Here is a 17,389-nt window from a genome sequence, read left to right on the forward strand (position 1 = left end):
ATAGGGCCTTGGAAAATAGTAAAGCTATTTTAATAGAAACAAAGAAATTTGAAATTCAGGATGTTGAAATTCCGGTTCCAGCCGAAGATGAAGTACTTTTAAAAGTTGAGTATGTTGGAATGTGCGGCTCTGATATTCATGGATTTGAACATGGACCATATATTCCGCCTAGTGATCCAAACACAAAAATTGGATTGGGGCATGAGTGTAGTGGTGAGGTTATCGAAATTGGAAGTAATGTAAATGATCTCAATATTGGTGATAAAGTTGCAATTGAACCTGGCGTACCTTGCAGGAAATGTAAGTTTTGTATGGAGGGGAAGTATAATATTTGCCCTAGTGTAGATTTTATGGCGACATCCCCCAATTATAAGGGTGCTCTTACACACTATTTAACACATCCGGCAGATTTGACTTTTAAGCTTCCGGATAATATGGACACAATGGAAGGTGCGCTTATTGAACCCCTTGCCGTAGGGTTTCATGCTGCCACTCAAGGCGGGGCTGGAGTTGGAGATAAAGTCGTAATACTTGGTGCGGGTTCTATTGGTTTAATGACATTGCAAGCCTGTAAAACAATGGGTGTATCAGAGATTGTAGTTATCGATTTATTTGATAATAAGCTTGAATTTGCAAAGAGTTTAGGTGCTACAGAAGTTATTAAAGCGAACATACCCGACATGCTTAACGAATGTAAAAAGCTACTTGGCCCATACGGAGCTGATATAGTTTTTGAAACAGCTGGTTCACAAGTGACAGCTTCCCAAACAACTTCTCTAATAAGTCGTGGGGGCACAATTATAATAGTAGGAACAATTCCTGGGGAAACCCCGATAAATTTTTTAAGCATTAACAGAGAAGTTACCATAAAAACGGTTTTTCGTTATGCAAATATGTTTCCATCTGCAATTGAAGCTGTTGCGGCAGGTAAAATTAATGTAAAAGGATCCGTTAATAAATTATTTGATTATAAAGATGTTCAGGAAGCTTTCGATTACTCCATTCGAAATAAACAGGAGTTAATTAAAGGGGTCATAAAGGTTTCATAATAAAAATCCCCGGAGCTGGCACGCGTCTTAAGGTCAGGAAAAAGCCATAGCGGGGTGTCCGAGGCATCATCCAGATTCGCCCCGCAGCCGCCCGGACCTTTGCCCGTCTGATCTTCGAGACCCGGAGCAGTCTTCTGCAGGCAGACGCTCTAAAAGCCGGGCGGCTAAGCGCTTGGCTCCTTTGTTTCTATAAAAGTTTATGACCTTTTTAGGAGGGTTTTAATGAATAAGGTAATTGACATCAATGCAGATATGGGTGAAGGATTTGGACGTTATACAATCGCGGATGACGAAAGATTACTAGATATTGTCACTTCTGCTAACGTGGCCTGTGGGTTTCATGCAGGAGATCCTAGAATCATGGGTTTAACAGTAGAGAAAGCTTTGAAAAACCATGTTGGCATTGGCGCCCATCCAGGTTTTCCAGACTTAATTGGATTTGGGAGAAGAGATATGAGTTTAACCCCATTAGAAATTAAAACGGATGTCCTTTATCAAATTGGGGCACTGAGTGCTTTTGTGAAAGCTTCAGGAGGGCATTTGCAGCACGTTTCTCCACATGGAAGACTTGGGAATCTTGCAGTAAAAAACCGTGAGTATGCTCAGGCCATTGTAGAAGCTGTCCTGTCCTTTGATTCTTCTCTTATTATAATAACTGAACCTGGAGAGTTGGCTGTGGAAGCTGAAAAGAGGGGCTTGAAGACAGCTGTTCAACTTTTTGCAGATCGAGCCTACAATGATGACCGGACCTTGGTCTCACGGAAAGAACCGGGGGCTGTTATCCATAATCAAGAAACCGTATTACAACGTTGTTTAAAAATGGTACTGGAAGGAACAGTAGAAACGGTATCAGGATCCGAAATAGAGGTTGATGGAAACACTTTGTGCGTACACGGCGACACAGCAGGATCAGTAGACTTAGCAAAGGAGATTAAAGCTACTTTAATAGAAGCTGGAGTCGAAGTTCGCAAGCTAGAAGAATGGCTCTAAAAGTATTGCAGTATTTTGGACATTCTTCCCTAACATAAATAACTTTAAAACAAATATTTATCCCCCTAAAAGAAAGGAGGAGCGTGGTGACGAAGTCAATAAGTAAAACAATGGAGTTAGTCGACTGTGGAGATTCAGGTATTTTAGTTGAGTTCTCTAAAGATTTTTCCAAAACAGCATGGCAAAAAGCTCATTATGTAGCGAACCTTATTAATGAAAGTAATGTAAAGGGAATTCTAGGTGCCATTCCAACTTACTGTTCCGTTTATATTCATTATAACTGTATTCAAATTAATAATAAGCAAATTAAAGATTTTGTGAAAAGAAGTATTCAAGAATTTGACTCAACAAGATGTTTTCATAAAAGTCCGCAACGCTTTCGTATTCCTGTTGTGTTTGGTGGAGAATATGGAGAAGATTTGGAAAATGTCGGTCTTCAATTAAGTATGTCCGCTGAACAGGTCATTGACTTATTTTGCTCCAAACATTATCAGATCGTATGTATAGGAAGTCCAGTCGGGGTGCCATTGTTAGACGCACCCCCATTTAATAAAAAAATCAAGAGATTAGAAACACCACGGACAAAAGTTCCTAATGGTTCCATCGGTTTAGGGGGTACGCAAGCAAACATTTATACCTTGGATAGTCCAGGGGGATGGCAGTTAATAGGAAAAACCCCCGTTCAGTTAATTAATTTAGAAGATAGTCCCCCTGCCCCTTATAAAGCAGGTGACTATTTAGAGTTTTTCCCCATAAAAGAGGGCGAATACGAAAAGTATAAAGGCCAATCAGTCGATGAATTGAAGGTGGAGACGGAATGAATGAATTCTTGAAAATAACGAATTCTAAGTTAGCTGCCATACAGGATTCTGGAAGATATGGATTTGAACATCATGGTATTAGTGTGAATGGGGCTGTGGACCAATTTGCCTATTTAGCTGGTAATCTGTTAGCCGGAAACGAATTCTCTCAGCCCGTAATTGAAGTGACTGCTTTTGACTTCAGCATGAAAAGCAGTGTTGACATTCCTGTCTGTATAACTGGAGCTCCGGCAGACGTATCAATAGATGACAAGCCTGTTAAAATGTGGGAAAATGCTATTCTTCCAGCTGATAAAGTGTTATCTATCAAAAAAATACGTCAAGGTTTAAAAGTTTATATTGCAGTCGGGGGAGAATTAGACGTGCCATCTATCTATGGCAGTTCTTCATTAGATGTTGTCGCTAATTTTGGAAAAAAATTATTTTCAGGTGAAATAATAAGGTTGAAAAATATTAACAGCATCGATGAGTTCACTAAAAATCCGCCATCAGTTAAGGGAATACCACAATATGGTTCACCGTGGAATATTCGCATTTGTGACGGTCCGGAATCAGAAGTTTTTACTGAAAATTTTGATTACTTTTATAATTCGTCTTATAAAGTATCAACAGATAGTAACCATATAGGCATACGTTTAAAAGGTCCAAGGCTTTCTGGTTATAGCCCGACAGAAGTTCTTTCCAAGGGTGTAAGTATAGGAGCAGTTGAAGTTATTCCTACAGGGCAGTTAATTATCCTTCATAGAGGGCGCAGTGTAACGGCTGGATATCCAGTTATTGGAGTTGTTGCTTCTGTTGATCTTGGTTTAATAGGTCAAGCTAGACCAAATGATGACGTCCATTTTACAAGAATTTCAGTAGATGAGGCAACAGAGTTGTATAAGAATCAATTTGAACAATTTAGTTATTTACAAAATCAGCTTTAGGAGTGGTGGTTATGTTTCATAAAGTAGTCGTTGCTAATAGAGGTGATGCAGCACGACGAGTGATACGAACACTACGGTCAATGGGTATTCGTTCTGTCGCTGTATACTCTAAGGCTGATATAGATACTCCGCACATTGAAGAGGCAGATGAAGCTTATTTCATTGGAGAGGCGCCTGCCTCAAAGAGTTATCTTAATCAGGAGGCTCTTTTAGAAGTAATAAAGCAGACAGGAGCAGATGGTTTACATCCAGTCTATGGATTTCTCTCTGAAAATGCAGAATTTGCGACTCGAGTTAAAGATTTAGGGGTGGGTTTTATTGGTCCGTCTCCTCAATGGATTCATTCCATGTCAAATAAAAATAATTCTAGACAGTTAATGAAAGAAAATGGGATGCACGTTGGTTTAGGATCAGGAATTTTAGGTACCAATGCAGAGAATATAATAAAAAAAGGTCGTGAAATAGGCTTGCCCGTCTTGGTTAAACCAGCAGAGGGGGGCGGAGGTATCGGAATGTTTCCGGTATTTGAAGAAGAAAAATTAGTTAAAACAGTGGAACGTGCTCGTTCTCAATCCCTTGCTTCTTTTTCTAGTGATAAAGTATATCTTGAAAAATATATGCCCCGCCCTCGTCACATTGAGTTTCAAATTCTTGCAGATCAAAATGGAGAAGTACGTCACTTTTTTGAACGAGACTGTTCACTGCAGCGTCGGCACCAAAAAATATTGGAGGAAGCACCTGCCCCTTTGATGAAACGCAGTGATATGGAGGAACTTGCTAACTCCATTACAAAGGTACTAAGTAAAATAGGTTATGATAATATCGGTACGATCGAGATGTTACGAGGGGCTGATGGTTCTTTCAGCTTTCTTGAAATGAACACTCGCTTACAAGTTGAGCATGCTGTCACAGAAGAAATTACAGGAATCGACCTTGTGGAATCTCAAATTCGATCTGCTGCAGGGGAAGCGTTAAAAGATTTTCTTCCAAAAGCAATAAAGCCAAGCGGTCATGCTATGGAAGTAAGAATTTACGCAGAGGATCCAGAATCCTTTCTGCCTTCTCCAGGTAAGTTAAATACTTTTAGACCACCAATCGATAAGGATATTCGTGTTGAAACAGGGTATGCAGAGGGTTTGATGGTAACACCTTACTATGATCCTTTGATTGCAAAAGTTATTGCACATAGTGAAACTCGAGAAAAAACAATAGAAAAATTAATAAATGCACTAAAGGAATTTGATATTTCTGGTGTGAAGACAAACATTCCATTACTTATAAATTGTCTTTATTCAGAGAAATTCAAATCGGGAAATGTAGATACTGATTTTGTCTCAAAAGCGCTAAACAAGAAAGAGAAAAAATAGTCCTGGGGAGTAAAGGGAGTGGGGTATAAGCTCTTAATGCAAACTTTCAAAGAACTACTATTGAACTAGAAATTCTTCTGATTTCTAGCTTTGAAGATATTTATAAGAGGAGAAATAAAAATGAGTGAAACAAAGATGGAAGCTGAAATTAGCGGTGTTGTTAGTAAAATTGAGAAAGAAATAGGGGAAAAAGTTGTTGAGGGCGATATATTATTATTCTGTGAGGCCATGAAAATGGAAATACCCTTGATAGCGTCACGGGATGGGATCATTAAAGAAATTAAAGTTAAAGAAGGCGAAGTAGTAGAAGAAGGTCAAACGTTAGTTATCTTATCTATTTAATCTCACAGTTCTTCCCTTGTTTAACTACTTCTGATTTCTAGCTTTGAAGATATTTATCGAGGAGAAATAAAATGAGTGATGTAAATGTAGAAGCTGGAATTACTGTGGTTGTATGGAAGATCGAGAAAGAAACAGGAAAAAAAGTTGTTGAGGGCGATGTCTTGTTAATCTTAGAGTCAATGAAAATGAAGATCCCTTTAATAGCTCCATTGGATGGAATCATTAAAGAAATTAAAGTTGAAGCTAAAGATGCGGTAGAAGAAGGTGAAACAATGGTCATTTTATCTGTTTGAGCTCACAGCTCTTCTGTTTTAAAAAAATCTAGGGCATTAAGGGAATGGCACTTGGCGGGTATGTAAGTTGTTTTTATGTCTGAACTGGAAAGGAATGTTTCTGTATGGGAACAAAGGAAGTCGATGTCATTTGTGTCGGTGCTGCAATTATCGACATTCCTCTTCAACCTTTTAGTAAAGAAGTATTTGACGTGGACTCATATCCAATAGACAAAATATCTGTAACAACAGGTGGGGATGCAATAAATGAATCCATAATTCTTTCGAAACTTGATAAAAAAGTGATATTAATGAGCCGTATAGGTAAAGATCTTATGGGAGAGTACATTTTGAAAGAATGCGAACGCCATAATGTTGATGCTGGCTCTATGGTTGTGGATGACAGTATTGATACATCAATTAATATCGGCCTGGTTAGGGAGGATGGAGAACGCACTTTTGTCACAAACCGAAATGGAAGTATGTGGCGCATGGATGTGCAAGATGTGAATTTTGAACGCTTTAAGGAAGCCAAGCTTCTTTCGATGGCTAGCATTTTTAATAACCCTCTCTTAGATAATAATGCACTATTAAAAATCTTTAAAAAGGCAAAAGATAGTAATTTAATTACATGTGCGGACATCATAAAAAGCAGGGATGGAAAAGGCTTACGTGACATAAAGGACGCTCTTGGTTATTTAGACTACTTTTTTCCTAACTATGATGAAGCAGTAGATCTGACAGGCAAAGAAGATTTGGATGAAATAGCTGATGTCCTGTTGGATTGTAAAATTAAGAATGTAGTTATAAAAATAGGGAAAGATGGCTGCTTTATAAAGAATATTAAGGAAAGATATATTATACCTACCTATAAAAAAGCAAATCGAATAGATACAACTGGAGCAGGTGATAATTTTGTTGCTGGATTTATTACAGCCCTCCTTGAGAATAAATCATTGGAATACTGTGGTAAATTTGCAAACGCTGTGGCTTCTGTTTCTGTTCAAAGCTTAGGGGCTACTACAGGCGTAGAAAATAGGAAGCAAGTCATGGACATGATGAAGGAATAAATTTTAAAAACAAAACAGTCAGAAAAGCGTTCTTATTCAGTAATTGAAAATGCGTTGAGATTGACTCAAATTATAGGAGGTAGCATGTAGTGGAGAATATGGAAATTGGGAAATCTAAAATTAGTGCATCGAGATTAGGTCTCGGAACTTGGGCAATAGGCGGCGGTGTAGCTTGGGGGGATAATGATGACAGCAAATCTGTTGAAACAATCAGAAATTGTGTTGATATGGGTGTAAACTTTATCGATACTGCACCTGCGTACAATTTTGGACATAGTGAAGAAGTTGTGGGGCAAGCTTTAAAAGGAATCAGGGAGAAAATTGTCCTCGCAACAAAATGTGGATTAGTTTGGCATACGGACGATGGCAGTTTTTTTGAAAAAAAAGAAGGGGAGACTATATTAAGAAACTTGTCGAAAACAGCAATAAAAGAAGAAGTTGAAATGAGCTTAAAACGTCTTAATACCGATTACATTGATATTTATATTACCCACTGGCAGTCAATTGATCCATTTTTCACACCAATCTCTGATACCATGGAAGCATTAAACGAGCTCAAGCAAGAAGGCAAAATTAAAGCAATTGGTGCCTCCAATGTGAATAGTGATCATATAAAAGAATATCTTAAACACGGTCAATTGGATTTAATTCAAGAAAAATACAGCATTATTGACAGAAAAGTTGAAGAAAATGGGATATTAGAACTTTGTAAGCGAAATAATATTACATTTCAAGCGTATTCTCCATTAGAGCAAGGACTCTTAACAGGAGCAATTAATAGAGATTATGTCCCTCCAGAAGGTTCTGCCCGCAAAGGAAAAAAGTGGTTTGAACGTAGTAATATGGTTAATGTAATTGATATGCTTGAAAAATGGGAAGACTTATCTGAGAAATATAACTGTACCAAAGCGAATTTAGCCATTGCATGGGTTGCTGCTCAGGGTGATTTTATAAATGTATTGTTCGGGGCAAGAAGTGTAGAAAATATGAAAGAAAATGCACAAGGTATTGATATTAAACTTTCCCCTGAAGATACTAGATTAATGAGAGATATGGCAGAAGAACTGGACTTAAACATATAAAATTCTCTCATCAAGCCACAAATAAAATGACTATATGTAAACCAAGTTGCTGATAATGACTATTTCCATAAAGTAAATAACTTACGTTGTACCAAAGTTTGTCTTTCTGTCTCAAGTTTGAGATCATACACGGTACCCTTTACACCTCTGGTATATCATATTCATTCATCCTGTTGGTAAGATTTCTATGAGAACCAGCCGAGTACCTTTAAATAAGGTTTCATATGAATTACTTCGATCCATTGACAAATTTTCGAAAATATATAATACTAATATGAGTAAATGATCAACTTGTATGCAAGTTGTGTTTTTAAATCCAATACTTGTTTAATTAAACAAAAGTATGCGACCAACAAAATCGGGTTAAAATATACAAATGCTGGGGTGTTATAATGGTGATTGATACCCAACCTTAATCAAAGGGAGAATCTAAATGAGTATGTATGAAAAGGGAGAAAATAATAACCTTAGTAGTTTGACCAATACAGCATATGAAATTATTAAAGAAAAAATAGTAATGGGGGAACTTAAACAAGGTGAAGTGATTAGTATTTCAGCAATGGCAAAAAAGTTAAATATTAGTAGAACTCCTATAACATATGCTTGTAAACAACTAGAAAATGATAAGTTTCTTACAATTGTTCCTAAACAAGGAGTATTAATTAATACGATAACCATTAATGATGCAAGAGAAATTTATGAATTAAGAGCTGCCATTGAATCCTATTCTGCAAAACGTGTGTTTTCTAATCTTACGAAAACCGACATCAACTTTTTAGAAAATTCATATGCTAAACAAATGGAAGCAGTGGAAAACAATGACGTGCATTCATTTATGTCTGAAGACCACAATTTTCATAAATATATATTAACAAGATATGAAAATACCCAGTTTTTTTCTATTATTGACAATCTCTATGATAGAGCATTCTTATTAGGAATTGAGTCAAGTAAAAACTCATCAAGACTCCAAGACAGTCTTAATGAACACAGAAAAATAATAGATTGTCTTATAAATGATGATAAAAATGGCTTCGTTGAAGAAATCGAAAAAAACATTTTAAATGGTTATACCAGTCTGACTGGTAATTATATATTTTAAATTCCCCTTTATTGAATTTCCTTACAATAGCATACACCTCACGCTTTGTAATTTTAATACATTCTGGTATCCTGAAGCATTTAGATACTAAGTTTTGTTGGTGCTTTTTAAGCAGCCTCCTACTTTTTTGTAGGGGGGATATTTTTTTTATGGCTCAACACTAAAATCTATGGTTCACTCATGTAATTATCATTACATTCAGTAAGGATTCATTGCTTATAGACATCTGGAGTTCTCGTAAAATAGTGGCATATTCTATCATATATAACAAATAATTTTAATAATAAATGGTTACAAGGAGTGTGAAGCATATGAAAATAGTTATTGCTCCAGATTCTTTTAAAGGAAGTCTATCAGCCATTCAAGCAGCAGAATCAATAAAACGAGGCATTAATAATGTTTCTCCAGACTTAGAAACAGTGCTAGTACCTTGCGCAGATGGTGGGGAAGGTACGATGGAAACAATTGTGAAAGCTTCAGGTGGTGAGATACAGAACATAACAGTCACAGGTCCATTAGGTGAGCCAGTTCGATCTGGGTACGGATTATTAGGTGATAAAAAGACGTGTGTTATTGAAATGGCAACGGCAGCTGGACTTGATCTCGTTGATCCTGAACAGCTTAATCCATTATCTTCGACAACTTACGGTGTCGGTGAATTGATAAAAGCAGCACTTGATGATGGTTATAGGAATTTTATAGTTACTCTCGGGGGTTCTGCGACTAATGACGGAGGAGCAGGTATGCTTCAGGCTCTTGGTGCCAGCCTTTTAAACAAAGATGGTAAAGAAATTGCCCCAGGAGGAGAAGGCTTAAAATACATATATAGGCTAGAAATGAGTAAATTTGATAAAAGAATCAAGGAATGTAATTTTACGGTTGCCTCTGATGTGCAAAATCCTTTTGTTGGTCCGGAAGGAGCTTCCCATGTGTTTGGTCCGCAAAAGGGAGCAACACCAACAATGGTAAGAAAATTAGATGAAAATATGACGAAGTGGGCTGATGTAATAGCTCAAGAAACAAATTTTCGGATTCATGATATGCCAGGTGCAGGAGCTGCAGGAGGAATGGGAGGAGCATTGCTCGCCTTTTTTCAGGCTGAAATACAGCAAGGAATTGAGGTTATTGTTAAGGCAGTAAACTTAGAACAGGCCTTAGTTGGTGCGGAAATGGTGATTACTGGTGAAGGTCAAGTTGACTTTCAAACCGCATTTGGAAAAACTCCAATGGGAGTGGCAAGAGTAGCTCAAAAACAAGGGATTCCGACCGTTGTTATTGCTGGATCAGTAGGAAATTGGGTTGATAATCTTTATGAACACGGTATTCATGCAGTGCACAGTATGGTTTCGGGACCAATGACATTAAATGAAGCCATGGACAATGCAGAAAAACTTATCGAAAGAAGTGCGGAACAAATAGTTCGAACGGTACTCACTCTATTAAAGGCATGAGATATTTTTTGTTTTACTAGAGGTACCGCCAACATTTTGAAAAATTCCTATGCTGAGAAAACCTAAAAAGCCTAATTTTTCAATGTTGTAAGAAATTAGGCTTTTACTTCGCAACCCCCGCCCCTATGATATTCAATACCACATTTAAAAGGTAATCAAGGCGCTTTTCCTGGAGTAAGGGACTGCGCTTTTTTAGCAGGCGCCTTTAATGGTATGAAATGGATGGATAATAACGTTTTCTCATACGAGGAACCAAGAACATTCCCTAGATACAAATCATAGGATGATTTATAACCTGGGAAGGGAATGAACTAAAATGTACTACTATATGTGTCCATATCAGTATTATGTTAATGTCCCAATGCCTCAGTATAGCAGACATCCTGTACAATGGACTATTCCACAGGATGTAGAATATGCAAACCGGTTTTGTCATAGGCAATCATCAAACGGAATCGTTGAACGAAAAGATTATGGATCAAAACCATATGTTGTGAACATTGAAGATGCTGCAAAGCAAAACAGTACATTTCGTACCGCCCTATGGACAGGAGATCATTTACAAGTTACTTTGATGAGTATCAATGTTGGAGAAGATATTGGCTTAGAAATTCACCCTGCAGTTGATCAATTTCTGCGTATTGAGGAAGGGCAAGGAATAGTTCAAATGGGGGATACGCAAGATAATTTAACTTTTGTAGAAAGAGTTTTTGATGATTATGCAATTATGGTCCCTGCTGGTAAATGGCACAACCTAACTAATACGGGGAATAAACCACTTAAACTTTATACTATCTATGCCCCGCCTGAGCATCCTTTTGATACGGTTCATCAAACGAAAGCAGAAGCAATGGCTGTTGAAGAAAACCATGGATAAAGCATTTACTGCTTCAAAAATCTTTTCCTCCACAAATGTTCGTTATGAGTTAATTAAAGCCTAATTTCTCAGCATATTACAGGAGAAATTAGGCTTTATTTGTATTGGTAACTCTTAAATTTCCTAATGCTGCTCCTTAGAGTAAACAATATATTTTGTTAATATCATCCATCATTTTACCCCTATGGTGACAGTTGCGTTAAAACTACCCTATTAAAGAGTAGCTCCTTACGGCAAATAGTCCTGAAAACAATACTATTTAAAACTTTATTCAAAAGAAGAAGTTGACTATATAAATGTTTTTGCTCGGAGAACACACATATTAAAGTGTAAACTACAACCAATGAATAAATATTCCACCAAGTGCTCCTGTTAACACAACAAGCCAAGGAGGCAGTTTCCAAAAAGCCAGCATGCTAAACAAAACGGCTGCAAACGCGAAGTCAAATGGTTCTAATATCGAGCTGGTCCATATTGGGTGATAAAAAGCCGAAATTAAAATACCGATCACCCCAGCATTTACCCCCATTAATGCGCCTTTTATTTTCGGCTGGCTGCGTAAAGCATCCCAAAAAGGTAAGGTACCCAGGATTAGCAGAAATGCGGGCAAAAAGATAGCAGCTGTAGCTAATAATCCACCTTGCCACCCATTAATGACAGCCCCTAAATAAGCAGCAAAAGTAAATAGCGGCCCCGGTATTGCTTGTGCAGCCCCGTAACCCGCAAGGAACGATTCTTCACTTAACCAGCCTGTAGGCACAAATTCACGTTCAAGCAAGGGTAAAACAACATGTCCGCCGCCAAACACGAGGGATCCAGAACGGTAAAAGCTATCGAACATAGCCACCCAGTTTAATGAAGTGATCTCACGAAGGAATGGAAGAATGATTAATAAACTAAAAAATATCACTAAACAAGTCGAGCCAAAACGTTTAGAAATCGGAAAGTTAAAATGTGTATTTTCATCGATTTCCTGATGTTTAAAAAGCACATAACCAATCAATGCTGATATTAAGATCACGCTAACTTGTGTAAAAGCTGTTTGCCATAATAAAGTGGCAATAAGTGCAAATAAAGCAATTGTTTTTCGCTGCACATCAGGGGTCAGCTTTTTTGCCATGCCAACAATGGCGTGAAAAACGACAGCAACAGCAACAATCTTTAATCCTTGAATCCAGCCGAGTGTACTGACATCTAGTCCGTGTAGTATGAGTGCAAAAATAATTAAAGCGATGACAGAGGGGAGTGTAAACCCGATAAAGGCTAAAATCCCACCTAAGACACCAGCACGCATCACTCCAATACCTATTCCAACTTGACTGCTTGCAGGCCCCGGAAGAAATTGACATAGAGCAACTAGATCAGCATAACTTTTCTCATCCATCCATTTACGTCTTCTTATGTATTCTTCATGAAAATAACCTAAATGCGCAATGGGGCCGCCAAATGAAGTTAGGCCAAGTCTAGTAGATATGATCAGGATTTCTAACAACGTTTGCAGTTTGTTATCTTTCTTTTCATTCATAGAATCACCCCACTGTTCTTAGTCTTTAATTTCTTTGAATAATTCATAGGCTTGCGCCCGGGCCTGCTTCAAAATATCTTCACCTTTCGTAGTTGCTGTGTAATATTTTCTTATTTTTCCTTCCACGTTTCGTTCTTCTTTTTGTAAAAGACCGTCTGACTCCATATTGTGAAGGATTGGATATAAAGTTCCTGCGCTAATTTCATATCCATGTTCTTTGAGTTCTTCATGCATCCATGCACCATAGATAGGGTGTTCTCTGGCATGGTGCAGAATATGTATTTGTATAAACCCTAAAAACAACTTTCGTAGAATTCTATCTTCCAATTTTAATCATCCCTCCTTTCTTTTATCGAAACCAATATAGAAAACCGATATTGGTTTTCGATATTTTAAGATTAACACATCTTATTTTGAAGACCAATTATTTCACTTGAATATTTACAAAACTTTAACATTTACGTAAAGAGAAGGGTATATGGAAAAGGATGCAAGTACTTAATGAGTGTTTTACTTGGCGTGTTTACAGGTAATCAAAAGCCGCCAAATGTGAATAAGTAGCAAAATTGTACATTATAACTCTATATAGTATAGAAGTATAATCTATCAAACTATGATTAACATATGATAGCTTTGAGGTGATCCCTATGGGAAAATATTATCAAAGCCCATTTCTTTTTGGCGGGAAACTAGGAATGTATAAAACGTTATATAAGGCACCAATTCTAAAAAAGTATCTTCCTATTACTAAAAAATTCACCTATAAAAACTTAATAGAAATGACCAAGAAATATTCAACTGTTTATATTAAACCTCAAAAAAGTTCAAAAGGAAGGGGCATTTATCGGATAAAACCATTAAAAAACAAGTATGAGTGTCGTTCAACGAAGCGGACAAAGACGTTTAAGAAGCTCCTTCATCTTTATCAATATATTGTAAACAAATCTAAAAAGAAGAAAAAGAGAATCATACAGCAAGGTATTGCACTAGATCAAGTAAAGGGCCGGCCTTACGATATTCGAGCACTTGTTCAAAAAAAGCCTAATGGTAAGTGGGTATTTACAGGAATGAACAGCAGAGTAGGGAAGAAGAATAAAATTGTTACCAATCTCAGTCGCGGCGGGCAGATCAATTTGGTGGGAGATCTGTTCAAAAAGTTGGGTATTCCAAGATCAGAACAAAGAAGACGATATAAAGAATTGAAAAGAACGGCATTAAACACTGCTAAGTTTTTAAGTTTCAAGAAACCAAACATCCATGTTTTGGGTATTGATTTCGCTTACGATAAAAAAGGTAATTTATGGATTTTAGAAATTAACTCTAGACCACAATATCGTATGTTAAAAAAAGTAGCTCCCTCCATGTATAAACGGATGCGTAAATACGCGAGAAATTATCGTAAAGTGCAAGAATAAAAAAATTATTATCCAGATCTAGCAGCAACACGAAATCTCGGTTCTTATTAAGTCAAAAAAACTAAAAGTAAAAGATATGATAAAGAATTCGGAATGTATGAATATCAAAATTATCTATAAAGGGAGTGTCCTGATTACAGGACGCCCCTATTTTGGCATGCCTGGAGGGTAGTAATATGGAGGAACTTTTAACCAGCCTCTTTTTCGCAGTAAAACTTTCGTATTAGTCCCAAAAACTAACATTTCTGTATATAGCTCTGTCCATATCATCCCTACATCTGTTCTAATGCTCTGACTATTAGCCAAGACGCACTCGGTTGCGGCGGTGGCAATTTTTAAAGATACCCCGTTTGCAATCTCTTCATCTGTTAGTTTCACACCTAAAGGAATGTCATTTGGATCTGATACTGGTTTTTTCTGTTCGCGGGGCGGCAAGGAAATCCCCTCTTTTTCCAAAAACTTTGATAATCTTTCCGATTGACTTTCACATAACTTTTTAGCATCTGTTAGTAAATCTTTTACGTCATTGTCTGAAGTGGTATTGAGCCCTAGTTCTTCATAATTTATCGCTTCATTAATAACGGTTAAATATGTCCACATGCTCATTACCTCTCCAACATGTAATGGAGCTTTAGGCTCTTGGTCAACTACAGTTTTCAACGTATTCCAAACCGCTTCAAAAGGATTAGGCATGTATTTCACCTCCTGCTTTCTAGTCATTACCAAAACACACATTAAAAAACGTGTATATTGAAAATAATGCTAGAAAACCTCGAATTACTACCAAGTCCTTATGGCAGAAGTCGAAGTTTTACTTATACTGTACTTTTTTTTTACAAAGTTAAAATTACTAAAGTATAAAAAAGGAGATCTCCTCTCTGCGGAGAACCTCCTATGCTGCTTTCTTAATGTGGCTGTTTCTCGTTCTTTTTCCGTTTTTGTTTTTCATGAGCTCTACGATGAGCTTTATGACGGTCTTCTTCCACTTCATCAGATTTTGATTTTCCTTGAGGTACTGCAGCGGTATCAATTTCTTTTAGGCCTTCTTGATTTTTCTCATAGATGAAAGAGGCTCTTGTAGAAATATCTGCTCCTTTATTGGAGACAAAGGGAAGGACACGGTAATCGGTTCTCCATTGATCTGGAGTAACATGACAGCGAACGTAGCCGCGGTAATCATTAAAGAATTTTATATGTTCGTTTTGTTCCAAAATTCGATCGGTATCTGCACGTTTATCGGCTCCATTGCCACCAGAGGTGATGGAAGTTCCAACAAATTCTGCTCCAAAAATGCGGGAATCTGGATCATCAAAGTCTGCAATCAGATTGGAGGCCCAGTTAGCATGCACATCGCCAGTTAAAACGATAAAATTATTAATATCCTTATTGTTTACGAAGTCAGTCAATCGATTACGGGCAGGCGTGTATCCGTCCCAGCTGTCCATGCTGAACAATGGCTCGTTTGCACTTGGTCCATAATTACGTTTTGCGAAAAATATTTGTTGAGCCAATACGTTCCAGTTTGAAGCAGTATTGTCAAGATGATCGAACAGCCACTCTTCCTGTTTATCTCCTAAGAGGGTGCGGGATGGATCCAGGGATTCCGATGATTGCGGTGAACTTGTATCTCCATTGGCCTGATCTGAACGGTACTGGCGGGTATCCAATACAAAAAAGTCAGCTAGATCTCCGTAAGAGAAGCTGCGGTATAACTGCATATCGCCTTCTTCCGGCATAGAGGATTTACGCAGCGGCATATGTTCATAATACGCTTGGTAAGCAGCAATACGTCGTTTTACAAATTCTTCAACAGACTGATCATTTTCAGGAATGTTATCTGCATAGTTGTTTTCTACTTCATGATCATCCCAGGTGACAACCCACGGAAATGCAGCATGTGCAGATTGCAAATCTGCATCGGATCGATACTGGGCGTGACGGTTGCGGTAATCGTCAAGCGTCATAATTTCTGGTCCGTTGTGGCTTCGAACATTACCCGTGCCAGCCACGTATTCATTTGGCCCATATTCATAAATGTAGTCTCCAAGATGGAAGACAAGATCGAGATCTTCTTTTGCCATATGTTTATACGCGGTATAGTAACCGTGTTCATATTGCTGGCAGGAAGCAAAAGCAAATGTAAGACTAGATACATGGGAACGGTTTTCAGGTAATGTTTTCGTTTTTCCAACTGGACTATATTCATTACCTGTTTTGAAACGGTAAAAATAAACAGTATCAGACGAAAGCCCTTCTACTTCCACATGAACAGAGTGAGCTAAAGCAGGGCTCGCTATTTCTGTTCCACGTTTTATGACATTGCGAAAGTTCTCATCTTTTGCTAATTCCCATTGAACAGGAATGTTTCGATCAGGAGCTCCACCACCGTTGAGAGGATCGGGGGCTACTCTAGTCCACAATACGATACTATCAGCAAGTGGGTCCCCGGAAGCTACTCCCAAAGAAAATGGATAGTCGTCAAAAGTTACATCAGCTTCGGCTTCAGCTTGAACATTCATTCCACCCATCGATTGGGCAATCACCATCGCTAACGAAACGCTAGCAATTTTTCCAGCTCCTTGAATGAATCCGCGCCGGTCCACATCTTCTTGCAAGGTTTTCTCATTGAGTCGTTGAATTAATTCTTCAATCGATCTTTCTTTTGACATGCTTCTTACTCCTTTCAGAAATGTAATGATCGGAACCGACTCTTAGTATAGGATGTATTTGTTAATAGGCTGTTAAGGAATGTAAAACGAAAAAAATGTTAGGAGGAAAGACGAAGGTTTTACATTAGGAAAATGGAGAGATGGAATGAATTTTATTAATGTAATAAAATGTCTTTTTTAGTCGAAAGGAACACCATGTATTTAAAATAATAGATTAATATGATTAGGCCAAATTTCTTTTTGGTTTTACATTTCCTAAACGAAAACAAAATATTTTTCTTCGTAGGCAGGTTTTCATAAACTGTCTATTTTTACATTTTAGGAAAAATTACTTTGTTAAAAGTATAAGAAAAACTAAAGTTTCCACATAAGGACTTGGCGAGAAGCCAAGTTTTACTAAATTTCACTTATAAATGCCGTGTTCTCAGAAT

At 37.5% G+C, this 17,389-nt stretch carries 17 protein-coding genes; 13 read left to right on the plus strand and 4 right to left on the minus strand.

Annotated elements, in window-relative coordinates:
• Nucleotides 1-8: 8 nt before the first annotated feature.
• The 12 genes from FZF09_RS01575 (at nucleotide 9) to FZF09_RS01630 (ending at nucleotide 11,349) form a co-directional block, all read left to right on the plus strand.
• Nucleotides 9-1,049, plus strand: coding sequence for an NAD(P)-dependent alcohol dehydrogenase (locus FZF09_RS01575; protein ID WP_158734799.1), 1,041 nt, complete (start codon nucleotides 9-11; stop codon nucleotides 1,047-1,049).
• A 222-nt stretch (nucleotides 1,050-1,271) separates the two neighbouring features.
• Nucleotides 1,272-2,039, plus strand: a complete 768-nt coding sequence (locus tag FZF09_RS01580; RefSeq protein ID WP_158734800.1) for a LamB/YcsF family protein — start codon at nucleotides 1,272-1,274, stop codon at nucleotides 2,037-2,039.
• 86 nt (nucleotides 2,040-2,125) lie between these two features.
• Nucleotides 2,126-2,860, plus strand: coding sequence for a 5-oxoprolinase subunit B family protein (locus FZF09_RS01585; protein ID WP_158734801.1), 735 nt, complete (start codon nucleotides 2,126-2,128; stop codon nucleotides 2,858-2,860).
• Nucleotides 2,857-3,786 (plus strand): 5-oxoprolinase subunit C family protein, encoded by a 930-nt coding sequence (locus tag FZF09_RS01590; RefSeq protein WP_158734802.1) that lies wholly within the window; start codon nucleotides 2,857-2,859, stop codon nucleotides 3,784-3,786. Before FZF09_RS01585 ends, FZF09_RS01590 begins: the two co-directional genes overlap by 4 nt.
• Nucleotides 3,787-3,797: 11 nt before the next feature.
• The gene (locus FZF09_RS01595; RefSeq protein ID WP_158734803.1) at nucleotides 3,798-5,153 is read left to right on the plus strand and encodes an acetyl-CoA carboxylase biotin carboxylase subunit; all 1,356 of its coding nucleotides are present in this window, start codon (nucleotides 3,798-3,800) and stop codon (nucleotides 5,151-5,153) included.
• A 120-nt stretch (nucleotides 5,154-5,273) separates the two neighbouring features.
• Nucleotides 5,274-5,495 carry an acyl-CoA carboxylase biotin carboxyl carrier protein subunit gene (locus tag FZF09_RS01600; RefSeq protein ID WP_158734804.1) on the plus strand — a complete coding sequence of 74 codons (222 nt, stop codon included), beginning with the start codon at nucleotides 5,274-5,276 and terminating at the stop codon, nucleotides 5,493-5,495.
• A 71-nt stretch (nucleotides 5,496-5,566) separates the two neighbouring features.
• Nucleotides 5,567-5,788: a biotin/lipoyl-containing protein gene (locus FZF09_RS01605; RefSeq protein ID WP_158734805.1), complete on the plus strand. Its 222-nt coding sequence runs from the start codon at nucleotides 5,567-5,569 to the stop codon at nucleotides 5,786-5,788.
• A 104-nt stretch (nucleotides 5,789-5,892) separates the two neighbouring features.
• Nucleotides 5,893-6,837, plus strand: a complete 945-nt coding sequence (locus FZF09_RS01610) for a carbohydrate kinase family protein (RefSeq protein ID WP_158734806.1) — start codon at nucleotides 5,893-5,895, stop codon at nucleotides 6,835-6,837.
• 98 nt (nucleotides 6,838-6,935) lie between these two features.
• The gene (locus tag FZF09_RS01615; RefSeq protein WP_233269382.1) at nucleotides 6,936-7,919 is read left to right on the plus strand and encodes an aldo/keto reductase; all 984 of its coding nucleotides are present in this window, start codon (nucleotides 6,936-6,938) and stop codon (nucleotides 7,917-7,919) included.
• Nucleotides 7,920-8,352: 433 nt separating this feature from the next.
• Entirely contained in the window at nucleotides 8,353-9,021 is a 669-nt protein-coding gene (locus tag FZF09_RS01620; protein ID WP_158734808.1) for a GntR family transcriptional regulator, read from the plus strand.
• 311 nt (nucleotides 9,022-9,332) lie between these two features.
• A complete protein-coding gene (locus FZF09_RS01625; RefSeq protein WP_158734809.1) occupies nucleotides 9,333-10,472 on the plus strand; it encodes a glycerate kinase in 1,140 nt (379 codons plus the stop codon).
• A 316-nt stretch (nucleotides 10,473-10,788) separates the two neighbouring features.
• A complete protein-coding gene (locus tag FZF09_RS01630) occupies nucleotides 10,789-11,349 on the plus strand; it encodes a cupin domain-containing protein (protein WP_158734810.1) in 561 nt (186 codons plus the stop codon).
• A gap of 334 nt (nucleotides 11,350-11,683) precedes the next feature.
• Here FZF09_RS01630 and FZF09_RS01635 read toward each other — a convergent pair whose 3' ends face one another.
• Together FZF09_RS01635 and FZF09_RS01640 are read right to left on the minus strand one after the other, a co-directional pair.
• The gene (locus FZF09_RS01635) at nucleotides 11,684-12,874 is read right to left on the minus strand and encodes a chromate transporter (RefSeq protein ID WP_158734811.1); all 1,191 of its coding nucleotides are present in this window, start codon (nucleotides 12,872-12,874) and stop codon (nucleotides 11,684-11,686) included.
• Between the two features lie 18 nt (nucleotides 12,875-12,892).
• On the minus strand, nucleotides 12,893-13,201 hold the full coding sequence (locus FZF09_RS01640; RefSeq protein WP_158734812.1) for a PadR family transcriptional regulator: 309 nt from the start codon (nucleotides 13,199-13,201) through the stop codon (nucleotides 12,893-12,895).
• A gap of 320 nt (nucleotides 13,202-13,521) precedes the next feature.
• Here FZF09_RS01640 and FZF09_RS01645 point away from each other — a divergent pair, with 320 nt between their 5' ends.
• A complete protein-coding gene (locus tag FZF09_RS01645) occupies nucleotides 13,522-14,289 on the plus strand; it encodes a YheC/YheD family protein (RefSeq protein ID WP_255450278.1) in 768 nt (255 codons plus the stop codon).
• A gap of 147 nt (nucleotides 14,290-14,436) precedes the next feature.
• Here FZF09_RS01645 and FZF09_RS01650 read toward each other — a convergent pair whose 3' ends face one another.
• Both FZF09_RS01650 and FZF09_RS01655 read right to left on the minus strand, forming a co-directional pair.
• Complete coding sequence (locus tag FZF09_RS01650) at nucleotides 14,437-14,982, minus strand: DUF3231 family protein (RefSeq protein ID WP_158734814.1); 546 nt, start codon at nucleotides 14,980-14,982, stop codon at nucleotides 14,437-14,439.
• A gap of 212 nt (nucleotides 14,983-15,194) precedes the next feature.
• Nucleotides 15,195-16,958, minus strand: coding sequence for an alkaline phosphatase D family protein (locus FZF09_RS01655; protein ID WP_158734815.1), 1,764 nt, complete (start codon nucleotides 16,956-16,958; stop codon nucleotides 15,195-15,197).
• Nucleotides 16,959-17,389: the final 431 nt, after the last annotated feature.

It is taken from the genome of Alteribacillus sp. YIM 98480 (assembly GCF_009765375.1).
GTDB lineage: Bacteria > Bacillota > Bacilli > Bacillales > Marinococcaceae > Alteribacillus.

Bases quoted from the DNA above. Each gene is read 5' to 3' on its own strand.
- FZF09_RS01580 (WP_158734800.1), top strand. From the start codon at position 1,272: ATGAATAAGGTAATTGACATCAATGCAGATATGGGTGAAGGATTTGGA.
- FZF09_RS01655 (WP_158734815.1), bottom strand. From the start codon at position 16,958: ATGTCAAAAGAAAGATCGATTGAAGAATTAATTCAACGACTCAATGAG.
- FZF09_RS01630 (WP_158734810.1), top strand. From the start codon at position 10,789: ATGTACTACTATATGTGTCCATATCAGTATTATGTTAATGTCCCAATG.
- FZF09_RS01650 (WP_158734814.1), bottom strand. From the start codon at position 14,982: ATGCCTAATCCTTTTGAAGCGGTTTGGAATACGTTGAAAACTGTAGTT.
- FZF09_RS01610 (WP_158734806.1), top strand. From the start codon at position 5,893: ATGGGAACAAAGGAAGTCGATGTCATTTGTGTCGGTGCTGCAATTATC.
- FZF09_RS01620 (WP_158734808.1), top strand. From the start codon at position 8,353: ATGAGTATGTATGAAAAGGGAGAAAATAATAACCTTAGTAGTTTGACC.
- FZF09_RS01605 (WP_158734805.1), top strand. From the start codon at position 5,567: ATGAGTGATGTAAATGTAGAAGCTGGAATTACTGTGGTTGTATGGAAG.
- FZF09_RS01590 (WP_158734802.1), top strand. From the start codon at position 2,857: ATGAATGAATTCTTGAAAATAACGAATTCTAAGTTAGCTGCCATACAG.
- FZF09_RS01615 (WP_233269382.1), top strand. From the start codon at position 6,936: ATGGAAATTGGGAAATCTAAAATTAGTGCATCGAGATTAGGTCTCGGA.
- FZF09_RS01595 (WP_158734803.1), top strand. From the start codon at position 3,798: ATGTTTCATAAAGTAGTCGTTGCTAATAGAGGTGATGCAGCACGACGA.
- FZF09_RS01625 (WP_158734809.1), top strand. From the start codon at position 9,333: ATGAAAATAGTTATTGCTCCAGATTCTTTTAAAGGAAGTCTATCAGCC.
- FZF09_RS01600 (WP_158734804.1), top strand. From the start codon at position 5,274: ATGAGTGAAACAAAGATGGAAGCTGAAATTAGCGGTGTTGTTAGTAAA.
- FZF09_RS01645 (WP_255450278.1), top strand. From the start codon at position 13,522: ATGGGAAAATATTATCAAAGCCCATTTCTTTTTGGCGGGAAACTAGGA.
- FZF09_RS01635 (WP_158734811.1), bottom strand. From the start codon at position 12,874: ATGAATGAAAAGAAAGATAACAAACTGCAAACGTTGTTAGAAATCCTG.